The sequence below is a fragment of the Flavobacterium oncorhynchi genome, assembly GCF_002217355.1.
Taxonomy (GTDB): Bacteria; Bacteroidota; Bacteroidia; order Flavobacteriales; family Flavobacteriaceae; genus Flavobacterium; species Flavobacterium oncorhynchi.
This window is the reverse complement of the sequence record NZ_MUHA01000003.1, coordinates 117,604-131,610: the sequence shown is the minus strand read 5'-3', so window position 1 is coordinate 131,610 and position 14,007 is coordinate 117,604. Positions and strand designations below refer to the sequence as shown.

Genomic DNA, 14,007 nt, shown 5'->3' with positions numbered 1-14,007 from the left:
GCATTTTTGTTTTTAAGAAACTTTGTCAAAGTTGTTAATATACTTTATTTTGCAGCATCAATTTTTGCCTGAACTTCTTCTTCGGTTCCTTCATAAACTTCTGTGGTTGTTTTACCATTTTCGGTTTTTGTTACAGTTCCTTTCGTTTTTCCGTTTACGTTTGTAATTTCAACTCGAACAGATTTTTTCTCATATTTACTAGTATCAAAACAATCTGTTTTTTGATACTTTCCTTTTTGATCAAAATGAGCCAAACATTTTGCAGTTTCTTCTTCAGAACATCCTTTTTCTTTGCACATTGCAATGCATTCTTCTTTTGTCATTCCAGACATATCGCCGCATTTAGAATTTGCTCCTGCATGCATTTCTGTTTTAGCGCAGCAAGAGCCTTTTCCTGCTATTCCAGCATCAGTATGTCCTGCTCCTAAAATTGGCGCAATTACCAAACCAATTAAACAAGTTAACTTAATCAGGATGTTCATTGACGGTCCAGATGTATCTTTAAACGGATCTCCAACTGTATCTCCAGTTACAGCTGCTTTGTGAGCATCAGAACCTTTATAAGTCATTTCGCCGTTAATCATAACTCCAGCTTCAAAAGATTTTTTAGCATTATCCCAAGCTCCTCCGGCATTGTTTTGAAAAACAGCCCAAAGAACTCCAGACACGGTAACTCCTGCCATATATCCTCCTAACATTTCAGCTATTAACTGATTATTGTCTGCATAAACTAATTTTCCTAAAAGTACAATTGCGATTGGAAAACCTATTGTCAAAATTCCTGGCAGCATCATTTCACGTAAAGCTGCTTTTGTAGAAATCTCAACGCATTTTCCGTATTCAGGTTTTCCAGTTCCTTCCATAATTCCCGGAATTTCTTTAAACTGACGACGCACTTCGTATACCATATCCATCGCTGCTTTTCCAACAGAATTCATCGCTAATGCTGAGAAAACTACTGGAATCATTCCGCCTACAAATAACATCGCTAAAACTGGTGCTTTAAAAATATTAATTCCGTCAATTCCTGTAAAAGTAACATAGGCTGCAAATAAAGCTAATGAAGTTAATGCTGCGGAAGCAATTGCAAAACCTTTTCCTGTTGCTGCAGTTGTATTACCTACAGAATCTAGAATATCTGTTCTTGTACGCACTTCTTTAGGCAATTCGCTCATTTCTGCAATTCCTCCAGCGTTGTCTGAAATTGGTCCAAAAGCATCAATTGCCAATTGCATTGCTGTTGTTGCCATCATTGCCGAAGCCGCTAAAGCAACACCATAAAATCCTGCTAAAGCATATGAAATCCAAATTGCTCCACCAAATAAAAGTACTGTTGGAAAAGTAGAAATCATTCCAGTTGCCAAACCAGCAATTACATTTGTTCCTGCTCCTGTTGAAGATTTTTGAACAATTGCCAAAACTGGTTTTGTTCCTAATCCTGTATAATATTCAGTTACGGATGAAATAGCTCCTCCCACAACTAATCCCACTAAAGTAGCATAGAAAACACGCATTGAAGATATCTGCTGCGCTCCTTCTCCGAAAAATTCCATTGTCATTACTTCTGGAAGCATATGTTGTACTAAAAAGAAACAAGCAACAGCTGTTAAAGCAATAGAAATCCAGTTTCCTATATTCAATGCTTTTTGCACTTGAGCTTCTTTAGCATTATCATCCGAAATTTTTACAAGCATTGTTCCAATAATCGAAAATAAGATTCCGAAACCAGCAATTGCCATTGGAAGTAAAATTGGTCCAATTCCGCCAAAAGCATCATTGATACTTCCACCCATATCTTTTATTACATAATTACCAAGAACCATTGCTGCTAAAACGGTTGCTACATAAGATCCAAATAAATCAGCTCCCATACCCGCAACGTCTCCAACATTATCTCCAACATTATCTGCAATTGTAGCAGGATTACGAGGATCATCTTCTGGAATTCCGGCTTCAACTTTACCTACTAAATCAGCTCCAACATCGGCAGCTTTAGTGTAAATTCCACCTCCAACTCTCGCAAATAAAGCAATCGATTCAGCACCAAGTGAAAATCCAGCTAAAGTTTCTAAAACAACAGTCATCGTTTCAGTATCTTTCCAAACTCCATCAGAAAAAAGATTAAAGAATAATATAAAAAAAGTCGTTAAACCTAAAACCGCTAAACCTGCAACTCCTAATCCCATTACAGTTCCACCTCCAAAAGAAACTTTTAATGCTTGCGGCAAACTTGTACGAGCAGCCTGCGTGGTTCTAACGTTTGTTTTAGTCGCTATTTTCATTCCAATATTTCCAGCATAAGCAGAAAATAAAGCTCCAAAAATAAATGCAATTACGATTAATAAATGAGTTTGTACTCCTGGAATAAAAGTAATTCCTGCCAAAGCAATACTGGCAATAATTACAAAAATGGTTAATAATTTATATTCGGCTTTTAAAAAGGCTAATGCTCCTTCATAAATGTAATCTGAAATCTCTTTCATCTTACCGTCGCCCGCATCTTGTTTTAAAACCCAAGCCCTTTTTATTCCCATGAAAAGTAATCCTAAAATTGCCATAACAATTGGCAGGTAAATCATAAATGAATTCATAATATAGTAATGGTTTTTGGTTAATAGTCAACAATCTAACTAAAACGAATTTAAACAAAAAAGCAATACTCCTGACGGTAGTATTGCTTTTTTTATATTAGAAAAGGGTTAAAATTATTTAATGCTAAATAATCCCTCTGGTTTATTTTCAATATCATCGAAACGTTTTGTACACTCAGCAATAATTGCATAAGCTTCGTTTACGTCTCCCCAACCTTCAACATCTACTTTTTTGTTTTCAAGATCTTTGTACACTTGGAAGAAATGCTCGATTTCTTTTACTAAGTGAGGATTAATATCTGAAAGATCTGTCAAAGAATTCCAAATTGGATCTGAAACTGGTACACAGATAATTTTTTCGTCTGGTCCTTTATCGTCTGCCATGTGGAAAACACCAATTGGTTTTACTTCCATAACACATCCAGGAAAAGTTGGTTCGTTTACCAAAACCAATACATCAAGAGGGTCACCGTCAAGAGCTAAAGTTTCAGGAATAAATCCGTAATCAGCAGGGTACATCATTGAAGAGAATAACATTCTGTCGAAACGCATTCTTTTGATTTCAAAATCGTACTCATATTTATTTCTGCTTCCTCTTGGTATTTCGATTAATACATCGAAAGTTGTTAGTTTGTCTGCGGTCATTTTCGTTTTTTATTGTTTCTATAAATTCGGTTGCAAAAGTAACTAAAGAATCCTTTTTTCACAATAAAAAACTGCATTAATCTGCCTAGTTTTGTTTTAAAAAACAGGCAGTTAATAGGTAATCTTACGATTTCGTTTATTTAAGTAATAATGCCACAGTAAATATGTTGCATATGACCTGTACGGACTCCATTGCTGCGCGTGAATTTCCATTTCTTGTTTGTCATGAATATCAAGTAATTCTTTAATAGTATTAACTACTGCAATATCACCAAGCGGTATTAAATCGGGCTCTTGCAAACAAAACATTAAATAAATATCAATAGTCCAATTTCCAATTCCTTTTAGTTTAATAAGTTCTTCTCTAACTTGAACTGCAGTTTTTAGAGCTAAACTTTCAATATCTAATTCTTTGTTTAAAACGGCTTCTGCTAAAATTTTAATGTATTTGGTTTTCTGACGGCTCACACCAAGATTCCGAAATTCTTCATCTGATAAAACCGACATCATTTCTGGATTACACGTTGTATAGGCTTTAATTTTTAAGAATGTGGCTTTCGCCGAATCTATCGAAACCTGCTGCTCGAGAATCAACAAAACTAAGGTCTCAAAACCTTGCGGACGTTTTGGAATTGGAGGCAATCCGTATTTTTCAATAATTTGAAGAAATACTGGATTTTTAGCAGATAGAAAATCAATGGCTTCTTGCATAAAATGGTTTTAAGTCCATTTCAAAATTAAACAAAAAGAATCTCGCAAAGACGCAGAGACGCAAAGTTTAAGTTCACGCAGATTTAAGCAAAAAAAAAGCCGCAAAGAATTTAAACCTTTGAGACTTTGTAACTTTGATGCTTTGCACCTTAATATTATTTAGAAATAGAATCCGAAAGATCCTTTTACAGCAAATTTATTAGCATCTGGAGTGTTTAAGTAACTTCCTCTCCAAGAGAAATCAATTCTAAATACTTTAAAAATATTACCAATTCCTGCATTATATTCCCAATACACATTTTCTGGCGCATTATAAGGCTGTCCCGAAGCGTTTATGGCGCGATTCGCATCTGAAATGGTTCCGTGAACTGCTTTTATACCAACAAATTCTCTCCAATTCAATTTTCTCATAAAAGGAACTCTGGCAAACAACCTTCCTCCAAAATCATGATTCCATTGTAAAGTCGTGTATTGGTCGGTAATGAATTCATAGAAATTCAAGTTACTAAACGTATTTTCAATAGTGAAATAAGTCTGATTTCCAGGAATTACACTCATTAATCCTAACGGAATCGTTCCCCATGTTTTTCCAGTTTCAAGAATAATATTTGATCTGCCTAATGGTCCGATAATAATAGGCTGTTTATAAAATAATTGAATTTTTTCGTAAGCAAAATCACTGTCAAAAACGCCTTTAATACCATAACTAAAGTTAACAAAGAAATGACTAAAAGGGCTGTCAACTAAGCTGCGTTCAACTCCGTATCCAATTGTTTTACGATTTGGCATATATTCAAACTGAATATTTGCTTCTGACTGTTTTACCATACTTTCGACCACACCAGCAGGATTTGCTGTACTTGGTAATGTCGTATAATAATCTAAACTAAAAGTCTTTGAAGCTGATTCTAATGTTCGATACGAAAACCCTGCTTGAACAATAAAATTCTTTTTAGGTTCCATTTCAAAGGAAACATTACTCAGATTAATATTGGTTAATTTTCCGTTGCTTCCTGTTGTAAATAATGCTGATGATGCAAAACTTCGTCCTAAAATATCATTTGTTGTGGTTAAACTCGCTCCAATTTGTTCAATATCACGCCTGTTTCCTCCAGAAATAATGATCCTGTTTTTTTTGTCGATCATCCATTTTCCTGAAACACCATATTTGAATTTATTATCGTCAAAACCGTAAGCTGTATATGCCTGCAGACGCCAAGGGTCATTTGGTCCAAAATAAGTTCTTCCTCCCGCTCTTATTCGTATACCTTCGACTTCATTATAGCCAAACGTAGAAAAAATAGGTCCAAAATCGAAATTTTTAAATTCAACATAACCACTTCCTAAAATCGAGACGAGACTATACAACTGCTTAAATCGCTTAACGGTTTGCAGTGTATCAAGCATTTTATAAATACCTGCTTCATCTTTATTTAGTTTCTCAAATCGATTTTCTTCCCAGAACTCAGGTGGTCGTTCATAAACAGCATTGTCTATAAAGTTAACTTCTTCTTTGTAAAATTTCTCCGGTTTCTGAATATTGAATTTATGGTTTCGATATAAAGTGGTTCGTTTTCCGTAAACTCCTTTTGATTTTTCTTTTTTGTTTAAAGCAAAATCAGACATCATATAATCACGAGTTAAAAGAAAAACCGAATCGTTTTCTACTTCAAACTCCTGCTCAATATAAATATCTTTTACCCAGTTAATATTGGCGCTTTTAGTAACACCCATATTAATTTTCTTTATTGCAAAAGTAGAATCGTTTACCCAAAAATCTCCTTTAAAAGTTAATTCGTTTTTACGTCTTGGGTAAAAGACAATATTATAACACCACTTTTTGTCGATATAAGCACTGTCTTTTAGGACATAATTATATACATCAATTCCAGTTCTTGAAAGCGGACTCGTAAAACTTTTATCAAAAAACTTAAGGTGATTATCGTAAATATTATAATCTGAATAAAGATCTTTTACAAATGATAAAATCTGCTGATTACCATTAAAACCAGACATTTTATTTCCGGTAAGATTTTCTTTTACTTTCTTTATTTTATTATCGCCGTAAACATCATAAACTGATTCGTTGATAAAAATTGGCAGATAAGTTTTTCCTGTAACATCTGATGTATCAATATGATTAAAAACAAACTCCATTCCTTTAAAGAGTTTATTTTTCATAAAAGCACTATCGATTGTGTTCATGTCGAACTCAACTTTCTCGTACTTCTGCATCTGATATTGATTGAACTGGTAAAGTCCGTTTTTACGCTTTCTTTCCCATATTTTTCGAAGAATATCTAAGGCCGGATTATTCTTTTTAGATGTTTTTCCGGTATAAATTACAACTTCGTTAAGCACTTCGGCTTCACTCAAAACTATTTTAAAATCGTAATTTACCGCTTTTTCCAAAGGCACTTCACGATCTGAAAATCCTGCAGAAGAAACCAATAAAGCCGTATAAGTATTGGGAGATTCTAGATAAAAACGGCCGTCTTCATTAGAAACTATTCCTGTATTTGACCCTTTAAAAACAACATTTGCAAACGGAACCGGCTGATTAGATTTATCTAAAACAATTCCACTCACTTTTGTCTGTGCAGCAGCAATATTTACAAAAGCAAATACAAAAAACAGGCTGAGTAAAATTATTCTTTTCATAATCTGGTAAAAAAAGCTTCATCAATAAAAAAGCTTCATCAATAAATATGACTGATGAAGCTTTATGTGTATTTTATATGTGTATTATTTGTACAATACTTTTTTAACTGCTTTTACTACATCACCTGCATTTGGCAACCAATCTTTTAATAAAACTGGAGAGTAAGGTGCTGGAGTATCTGCTGTCGTAATACGCTGAATTGGCGCATCAAGGAAGTCGAAAGCCTGCTCTTGAACGATATAAGTAATCTCTGAAGAGATACTAGCAAAAGGCCAAGCTTCTTCAAGAACTACTAAACGGTTTGTTTTTTTAACTGATTTAAGAATTGCATCTTTATCCATAGGACGAACTGTTCTTAAGTCGATAATCTCACAAGAGATTCCTTCTTTAGCTAATTCATCAGCAGCGATAAAAGCTTCTTTGATGATTTTACCAAAAGAAACGATAGTTACATCTGTTCCTTCACGTTTAATATCAGCAACTCCTAATGGAATAGTGTATTCTCCGTCTGGCACTTCACCTTTGTCACCATACATTTGCTCAGATTCCATGAAAATTACTGGATCATTATCGCGAATTGCAGATTTTAAAAGTCCTTTTGCATCATAAGGAGTTGACGGTACAACAACTTTAAGACCTGGAGTATTTGCAAACCAGTTTTCTAAAGCTTGAGAGTGTGTTGCTCCTAATTGACCTGCAGAAGCTGTTGGTCCGCGGAAAACGATAGGCACATTAAATTGTCCACCTGTCATTTGACGCATCTTAGCAGCGTTGTTTATAATTTGATCAATACCTACTAAACAGAAGTTGAAAGTCATATACTCTACAATCGGACGACAGCCGTTCATTGCTGAACCTACTGCAATTCCTGTAAAACCAAGCTCAGCAATTGGAGTATCGATTACTCTTTTTTCGCCAAACTCAGCAAGCATTCCTTTTGAAGCTTTGTATGCTCCATTGTATTCTGCAACTTCTTCGCCCATTAAATATATGGATTCATCGTGACGCATCTCTTCGCTCATCGCTTCGCAAATGGCCTCTCTAAATTGTATTGTTCTCATATTTATATTGTATGTTGAATTTTCTGAAGAGCAAAAATAAATATTTTAAATCACTTAAAAGCATAAATTAAGTTTAAAATCGCATGAACTTCTTTCTCTCTATAGGTTTTAACTTTTTTAGCTTTATTGTGATATTTACGAAATCGATATAATACACGTAAAACTCACACTTAATCTTTGTAAAACTTTTTTAGACAAACTTTAAGTTTTTTGTTAATTTCTCCTAATCAAATTCTTTCATCAAAACGGTTTAAATCTAAAATTATTTCAATAAGTAATAACCTTTTATTAAAATTGAGTTTTTTCACTTGGGTTATTCTTTAAATATACTTTACTTCGTAAGTATAATCTTAAGACTAAAAATCATGAAAATAAACCTATTAGTATTTTTTATTCTATTTTTTTCAATCGAAGCAAAATCTCAGAGCCTGGTTGGCACCTACACTAGACAACAGCTAAAAACAAAGGACGGGAGACTTCTAGAAAAAGCTAAAACTCCTGAAGTATTCAGCTATACTTATTCTAAAAACAAGTCGATACAAAGACTAACTACTATTCAAAAAACAACAACAGATAACACTGTCATTGAAAATACAGGAGGCAAAATTTTTGCAAGCCGGACTATTCGTCGATCATCAGAAGTAATTAATTACAAAGATTTTGACTCCAAAACATACAAAGTTCTTATGACAAATGACGGGATTGATTCAAATGTAAAAACAAAACTTCCAACATATACATGGGAGCTTTTACCAGAAACCAAAATTATAAATGGCTTTTCTTGTAAAAAAGCGACAACAAAAAATACTGCATTTATTGCGAAACAAGATATTACAGCTTGGTATACCGAAGAAATTCCTATAAAAGATGGACCAATGTTCTACAGTGGATTGCCAGGTTTTATTATTCAACTGGAAATTGACGACAATTCTATTTTAGTATTTCAAGAACTAGCTTTTAAGAATGAGAATACCGAAATTGAAATACCAAATAACAGCGCAAAGGAATTAAGCTTTGAAGAATACCAAGCAAGTTTAAAATAAATTAACGAATTCTAATTTTTCAAAAAAACAATTGAAGCAACTCATTTTCTCTATTAAAAACAAGAAATCATTAATAGATTTTGACAATCTTCGAAATCGTAATAGTTTTTAAAAATATTATGCATGCATAGTATAATTATTCCAAATTAAATTCTAAATTTGTAAAAGCATATTATAAATTCAAAATATATACTTATGAAAATACTAGTTTGCATCAGCCATGTGCCTGATACTACTTCAAAAATTAACTTCTCCAATGGTGACTCTGAATTTGATACCAATGGTGTACAATATGTAATTAACCCTAATGACGAATTTGGATTGACTCGTGCAATCTGGTTTCAAGAGCAGCAAGGTGCAAATGTAACAGTGGTAAATGTTGGAGGTCCTGACACTGAACCAACTTTACGTAAAGCTCTAGCAATTGGTGCAAACGAAGCAATTCGTGTAAACGCAAACCCAACTGATGGCTTTTTTGTTGCAAAACAATTGGCTGAAGTAATTAAAAATGGTGGTTACGATCTTGTAATTGCAGGAAAAGAATCTTTAGATTATAATGGCGGAATGGTTCCAGGAATGATCGCTGGTATTTTGGGTTACAACTTCTTAAACTCTTGTACTGCAGTAACTGTTGACGGAAATAATGTAAAAGCGGTTCGCGAAATCGACGGTGGAAAAGAAACTGTAGGCACTACTCTTCCTTTAATCATTGGTGGTCAAAAAGGACTTGTTGAAGAAAAAGATTTACGTATTCCTAACATGAGAGGAATTATGACAGCAAGAACTAAAGCTTTAACTATTCTTGAACCAGTTGACGCTCCTGTAAATACAAAAGCAGTAAAATTTGAAAAACCAGCTCCAAAATCAGCAGTAAAATTAGTTTCTGCAGATAATTTAGATGAGTTAATCAATTTATTACACAACGAGGCGAAAGTAATCTAGTATTCAGTAATCAGTTTTAAGTATTCAGTTTCAATCTGAATTCTAAAATCTAAAATCTAAAATTATTATGTCAATATTAATATACGCAGAATCTGCAGAAGGAAAATTTAAAAAAGTAGCTTTCGAATTAGCTTCTTATGCAAAAAAAGTAGCCGAAAGTCTAGGAACAACCGTTACAGCTTTAACTGTAAACATCAGTGATGTAAGCGAATTAGCAAAATACGGAGTTGATAAAGTTTTAAAAGTAAACAACGATAAATTAGCTGGTTTTACTGCTAAGGCTTACGCCGATGTAATCAAACAAGCTGCTGAAAAAGAAGGGACAAAAGTAGTTTTACTTTCTTCTACAACAGACAGTATTTATCTTTCATCATTAGTTGCAGTAGCGTTAAATGCTGGTTTCGCTTCAAATGTTGTGGGATTACCAGTAAGTACCTCGCCTTTTCAAGTAAAAAGAAATGCTTTTTCAAACAAAGCTTTCAATATTACACAAATCGATACAGATGTAAAAGTTCTTGGTTTAGCTAAAAACTCTTACGGAATTTTTGAAAGCGCAGGAGCTGCAGCTGCCGAAGATTTTAATCCATCAATTGGAGACAACGATTTTGGTGTAAAAGTAGAATCTGTAGAAAAAGTAAGTGGAAAAGTTTCTATCGCTGATGCTGATATTGTAGTTTCTGGCGGACGCGGATTGAAAGGTCCAGAAAACTGGGGATTAGTTGAAAATCTAGCTGAAGTTTTAGGCGCCGCAACAGCATGTTCTAAACCAGTTTCTGACTTAGGATGGAGACCTCACAGCGAGCACGTTGGACAAACAGGAAAGCCAGTTGCAACAAATTTATATATTGCAATAGGAATTTCTGGAGCAATTCAGCACATTGCAGGTATCAACTCATCAAAAGTAAAAGTAGTTATCAATAACGATCCAGAAGCTCCTTTCTTTAAAGTTGCTGATTATGGTATTGTTGGCGACGCATTTGAAATCGTACCTCAATTAACAGAGAAATTAAAAGCTTTCAAAGCGCAACATTCTTAATTCAAGAATTCTCTTTAAAAATATAGCTGCCTAAAAACAAGATAATCGTATCTTTGTTTTAAGGCAGCTTTTTTGTTCCATATTTTTTGATTAAAATTGCACCTTTATTTTTCAATCAAAAAAAGTATTAAAATGCGGTGCTAAGTGCCCGTTTTACAAACATATATGAGTCTAGTAAAATTATCCATAAAAGGAATTTCATACAGTCAAACTCAAAATGGCGCGTATGCCTTGATTTTGAATGAAGTTGACGGCGAACGAAAATTACCTATTGTTATTGGCGCTTTTGAAGCCCAGTCAATTGCTATTGCCTTAGAAAAAGAGATAAAACCTCCTCGCCCATTAACTCACGATTTATTCAAAAACTTTGCTGAAAGATTTGACATTGTTGTAAAACAAGTCATTATTCACAAATTAGTAGACGGCGTTTTTTACTCAAGCTTAATCTGCGAAAGAGACAAAATTGAGGAAATCATCGATGCTAGAACATCAGATGCTATTGCTTTAGCATTACGTTTTAATGCTCCAATTTTTACTTATAAAAACATTCTGGACAAAGCTGGAATTTATTTAAAATCAAATACAGCCGAAACAGATCAAGGCTCTCAGGAAATTGACGACGTACTTTCTAACCCAGAAACTTTTGGACATGAAGAAGAAACTAATCAATCTGGAGATGTTTATGCAAAACACAGCCTGCAAGAACTAAATGAACTTTTAGATCAGGCCGTTTCTCAGGAAGATTATGAAAAAGCTGCAAAAATTAGAGACGAAATCTCGAAAAGATAGAAATATTGTTTAATCGTTGATTTGTTTATTCGTTAAATCGATCAAACAAATTCACAATTAAACAAATCCACGATTAAACGATTAAACAACAATGAAACAATACTTAGATTTAGTAAAACACGTTTTAGAAAACGGATGCCAAAAAGGAGACCGAACTGGAACTGGAACCAAAAGCGTTTTTGGATACCAAATGCGTTTTGATTTAAGTGAAGGTTTCCCAATGGTTACAACAAAAAAATTACACTTAAAATCGATCATCTATGAACTGCTTTGGTTTTTAAAAGGCGATACGAATATTAAGTATTTACAAGAAAACGGAGTAAAAATATGGGATGCTTGGGCAGACTCTAACGGAGATTTAGGACCTGTTTACGGACATCAATGGCGTAATTGGAACAGCGAAGAAATTGATCAGATTTCGGAATTAATTACGGAATTAAAGACTAATCCAAACAGCCGTAGAATGTTGGTATCAGCATGGAATCCATCTGTTTTGCCAGACACAAAAAAATCTTTTGAAGAAAATGTAGCCAACAATAAGGCAGCATTACCGCCTTGCCATGCTTTTTTTCAATTTTATGTAGCAACACCAGATTTAGAAAAAGGAGAGACAAAAGGAAAACTATCTTGTCAATTGTATCAACGAAGCGCTGATATATTTTTAGGCGTTCCTTTCAACATTGCATCCTATGCACTATTAACTATGATGATTGCACAGGTTTGCGATTTAGAACCAGGTGATTTTATTCATACTTTTGGTGATGCACACATTTACAACAATCATTTTGAACAACTGGAATTGCAATTAACTCGTGAGCCAAAACCGCTTCCAAAAATGATTCTAAACCCAGCTGTTAAAAACATTTTTGATTTTGATTATAATGACTTCACACTTGTGGACTATGAACCGCATGCGGGCATAAAAGGAAGTGTTGCTGTATAAAAACAAAAAAAAATCCGCTTAAAATTTTAAGCGGATTTTTTTATACTACTAAAACACTGTTTTCACTGCCAGCGAAATCATTCCATTTATACGAATCTGCTTCAGGATCATTAATGTAAATACCGTCGATTACATATTTAAATTCATAAATGGCATCTTTTACTAAGTCATACGTAGCTTTAAATGTTCCATTCTTTAGTTTACTCAAAGTTCCTTCTTCAGGATTCCAGTTATTAAAATCTCCAACAACCGCTGCCGAATCAGCATCTTTGGCATCTATAGAAAAAGTAACTTTTACAACTGGTTTTGTTTTGATAAATTGTTTCTTTAAAGACATAACTGTTTAGTTTTTAGATTTATAGAAACTAAAATTACATAAATTCAACTAAACTTTTCACTATCCAATTCCGATTTGTGATAATAGCAAAAACAGTCCGTTTTTTTAATTGCATCAACAATTTAAAGAGTATATTTTTTTTGTATATTTATTTACAACTCATTTTCAAACAAATATTCTGCAGTCAAAATACGGTGTTTTAAAAATAAATTCTAACTTTATAATCTCATTTATATCGGTATGGAAAAAGAAGTGCACGAACAATACGAGTATGCAAGAAGACGTATAAGACAAAAAAAAATCCTTTATTTTCATTTTGTACTTTTTCTACTAGGAAGTTTATTTATTTTCATTGCAAATAGATTTTTTGGTTTTGGAGCTTCAACAGAGCAAAACTGGTGCTTATGGGGCATTACCTTATGGTTCTTCATTTTTATACTGCACTTTATAAAAGTTTACATTACAGATCGATTCATGAACAAAAAATGGGAAAGGGAACAAATTGACAGATTAGTTGCTTTACAGCAAAAAAGAATCAGTCAATTAGAATCTAGGATCAATGAGGATACCGAAAATAAAATTTAGTTTTAGCACATTATGATTATAATGATCGCGGCTGTTGCCGAAAACAATGCTCTTGGAAAAAATAATGATTTAGTATGGCACCTGCCAAATGATTTTAAAAGATTCAAAACACTAACAACAAATCATCATATTATAATGGGAAGAAAAACATTTGAAAGTTTTCCCAAACCATTACCTAACAGAGTACATATTGTTATTACCAGACAAAAAGATTATGCCCCTGAAGGCTGCATAGTTGTAGACAGCATAGAAAAAGCTATCGCATTATGCCCCGAAAATGAAGATTCATATATTATTGGAGGCGGCGAAATTTACAATTTAGCTTTACCTTATACTGATATAATCGAAATAACTAAAGTGCATCACACATTTGATGCTGATACATTTTTTCCTAAAATCAATAAAAGTGAATGGTTATTAGTAGAATCTGAAGAAAATTTTAAAGATGAAAAACATCTTTACGATTATACCTATGAAACTTACATTAGAAAATAAATAAAAAAACATCCTCTTTTGAAGGATGTTTTTTAAAAATGACTGATTGTTAGCCTTGACTAATTCAAGAAATAGTTTTTGTAAAAATCACAAATGCAAAGGGCATCTGAAATAACTGAATAACATTTACTGTTAATTGAGAACGAATCTCAATATAAGCCTTTAAT

General features: G+C 33.4%; 13 protein-coding genes. 7 read left to right on the top strand and 6 right to left on the bottom strand.

What is annotated here, in order from left to right; translation table 11 throughout:
• Window positions 1-44: 44 nt before the first annotated feature.
• The 5 genes from B0A75_RS01715 to B0A75_RS01695 all read right to left on the bottom strand — a co-directional run bounded on the left by B0A75_RS01715 (window position 45) and on the right by B0A75_RS01695 (window position 7,670).
• On the bottom strand, window positions 45-2,591 hold the full coding sequence (locus B0A75_RS01715; protein ID WP_089052567.1) for a sodium-translocating pyrophosphatase: 2,547 nt from the start codon (window positions 2,589-2,591) through the stop codon (window positions 45-47).
• Between the two features lie 114 nt (window positions 2,592-2,705).
• Complete coding sequence (locus B0A75_RS01710; RefSeq protein WP_089052566.1) at window positions 2,706-3,236, bottom strand: inorganic diphosphatase; 531 nt, start codon at window positions 3,234-3,236, stop codon at window positions 2,706-2,708.
• A gap of 111 nt (window positions 3,237-3,347) precedes the next feature.
• Window positions 3,348-3,947, bottom strand: a complete 600-nt coding sequence (locus tag B0A75_RS01705) for a DNA-3-methyladenine glycosylase family protein (RefSeq protein WP_089052565.1) — start codon at window positions 3,945-3,947, stop codon at window positions 3,348-3,350.
• 159 nt (window positions 3,948-4,106) lie between these two features.
• Entirely contained in the window at window positions 4,107-6,608 is a 2,502-nt protein-coding gene (locus B0A75_RS01700) for a DUF5686 and carboxypeptidase-like regulatory domain-containing protein (RefSeq protein ID WP_089052564.1), read from the bottom strand.
• A gap of 84 nt (window positions 6,609-6,692) precedes the next feature.
• Window positions 6,693-7,670, bottom strand: coding sequence for a pyruvate dehydrogenase complex E1 component subunit beta (locus tag B0A75_RS01695; protein ID WP_089052563.1), 978 nt, complete (start codon window positions 7,668-7,670; stop codon window positions 6,693-6,695).
• Window positions 7,671-8,035: 365 nt separating this feature from the next.
• Here B0A75_RS01695 and B0A75_RS01690 point away from each other — a divergent pair, with 365 nt between their 5' ends.
• The 5 genes from B0A75_RS01690 to B0A75_RS01670 all read left to right on the top strand — a co-directional run bounded on the left by B0A75_RS01690 (window position 8,036) and on the right by B0A75_RS01670 (window position 12,423).
• The gene (locus tag B0A75_RS01690; protein WP_089052562.1) at window positions 8,036-8,713 is read left to right on the top strand and encodes a GLPGLI family protein; all 678 of its coding nucleotides are present in this window, start codon (window positions 8,036-8,038) and stop codon (window positions 8,711-8,713) included.
• A 195-nt stretch (window positions 8,714-8,908) separates the two neighbouring features.
• The gene (locus tag B0A75_RS01685) at window positions 8,909-9,655 is read left to right on the top strand and encodes an electron transfer flavoprotein subunit beta/FixA family protein (RefSeq protein WP_089052561.1); all 747 of its coding nucleotides are present in this window, start codon (window positions 8,909-8,911) and stop codon (window positions 9,653-9,655) included.
• A gap of 67 nt (window positions 9,656-9,722) precedes the next feature.
• Window positions 9,723-10,691, top strand: a complete 969-nt coding sequence (locus tag B0A75_RS01680) for an electron transfer flavoprotein subunit alpha/FixB family protein (protein ID WP_089052560.1) — start codon at window positions 9,723-9,725, stop codon at window positions 10,689-10,691.
• Window positions 10,692-10,856: 165 nt separating this feature from the next.
• Entirely contained in the window at window positions 10,857-11,480 is a 624-nt protein-coding gene (locus B0A75_RS01675; RefSeq protein ID WP_059114911.1) for a bifunctional nuclease family protein, read from the top strand.
• Window positions 11,481-11,571: 91 nt separating this feature from the next.
• A complete protein-coding gene (locus B0A75_RS01670; RefSeq protein ID WP_089052559.1) occupies window positions 11,572-12,423 on the top strand; it encodes a thymidylate synthase in 852 nt (283 codons plus the stop codon).
• Window positions 12,424-12,463: 40 nt separating this feature from the next.
• Here B0A75_RS01670 and B0A75_RS01665 read toward each other — a convergent pair whose 3' ends face one another.
• Entirely contained in the window at window positions 12,464-12,760 is a 297-nt protein-coding gene (locus B0A75_RS01665) for an isoamylase early set domain-containing protein (RefSeq protein ID WP_089052558.1), read from the bottom strand.
• A gap of 240 nt (window positions 12,761-13,000) precedes the next feature.
• Here B0A75_RS01665 and B0A75_RS01660 point away from each other — a divergent pair, with 240 nt between their 5' ends.
• On the top strand, window positions 13,001-13,345 hold the full coding sequence (locus tag B0A75_RS01660; RefSeq protein WP_089052557.1) for a 2TM domain-containing protein: 345 nt from the start codon (window positions 13,001-13,003) through the stop codon (window positions 13,343-13,345).
• A gap of 12 nt (window positions 13,346-13,357) precedes the next feature.
• A complete protein-coding gene (locus B0A75_RS01655) occupies window positions 13,358-13,840 on the top strand; it encodes a dihydrofolate reductase (RefSeq protein WP_089052556.1) in 483 nt (160 codons plus the stop codon).
• Window positions 13,841-14,007 lie beyond the last annotated feature (167 nt).

Coding starts and splice junctions, on each gene's coding strand:
- B0A75_RS01715 (WP_089052567.1), bottom strand. CDS start 2,591: ATGAATTCATTTATGATTTACCTGCCAATTGTTATGGCAATTTTAGGA.
- B0A75_RS01710 (WP_089052566.1), bottom strand. CDS start 3,236: ATGACCGCAGACAAACTAACAACTTTCGATGTATTAATCGAAATACCA.
- B0A75_RS01705 (WP_089052565.1), bottom strand. CDS start 3,947: ATGCAAGAAGCCATTGATTTTCTATCTGCTAAAAATCCAGTATTTCTT.
- B0A75_RS01700 (WP_089052564.1), bottom strand. CDS start 6,608: ATGAAAAGAATAATTTTACTCAGCCTGTTTTTTGTATTTGCTTTTGTA.
- B0A75_RS01695 (WP_089052563.1), bottom strand. CDS start 7,670: ATGAGAACAATACAATTTAGAGAGGCCATTTGCGAAGCGATGAGCGAA.
- B0A75_RS01690 (WP_089052562.1), top strand. CDS start 8,036: ATGAAAATAAACCTATTAGTATTTTTTATTCTATTTTTTTCAATCGAA.
- B0A75_RS01685 (WP_089052561.1), top strand. CDS start 8,909: ATGAAAATACTAGTTTGCATCAGCCATGTGCCTGATACTACTTCAAAA.
- B0A75_RS01680 (WP_089052560.1), top strand. CDS start 9,723: ATGTCAATATTAATATACGCAGAATCTGCAGAAGGAAAATTTAAAAAA.
- B0A75_RS01675 (WP_059114911.1), top strand. CDS start 10,857: ATGAGTCTAGTAAAATTATCCATAAAAGGAATTTCATACAGTCAAACT.
- B0A75_RS01670 (WP_089052559.1), top strand. CDS start 11,572: ATGAAACAATACTTAGATTTAGTAAAACACGTTTTAGAAAACGGATGC.
- B0A75_RS01665 (WP_089052558.1), bottom strand. CDS start 12,760: ATGTCTTTAAAGAAACAATTTATCAAAACAAAACCAGTTGTAAAAGTT.
- B0A75_RS01660 (WP_089052557.1), top strand. CDS start 13,001: ATGGAAAAAGAAGTGCACGAACAATACGAGTATGCAAGAAGACGTATA.
- B0A75_RS01655 (WP_089052556.1), top strand. CDS start 13,358: ATGATTATAATGATCGCGGCTGTTGCCGAAAACAATGCTCTTGGAAAA.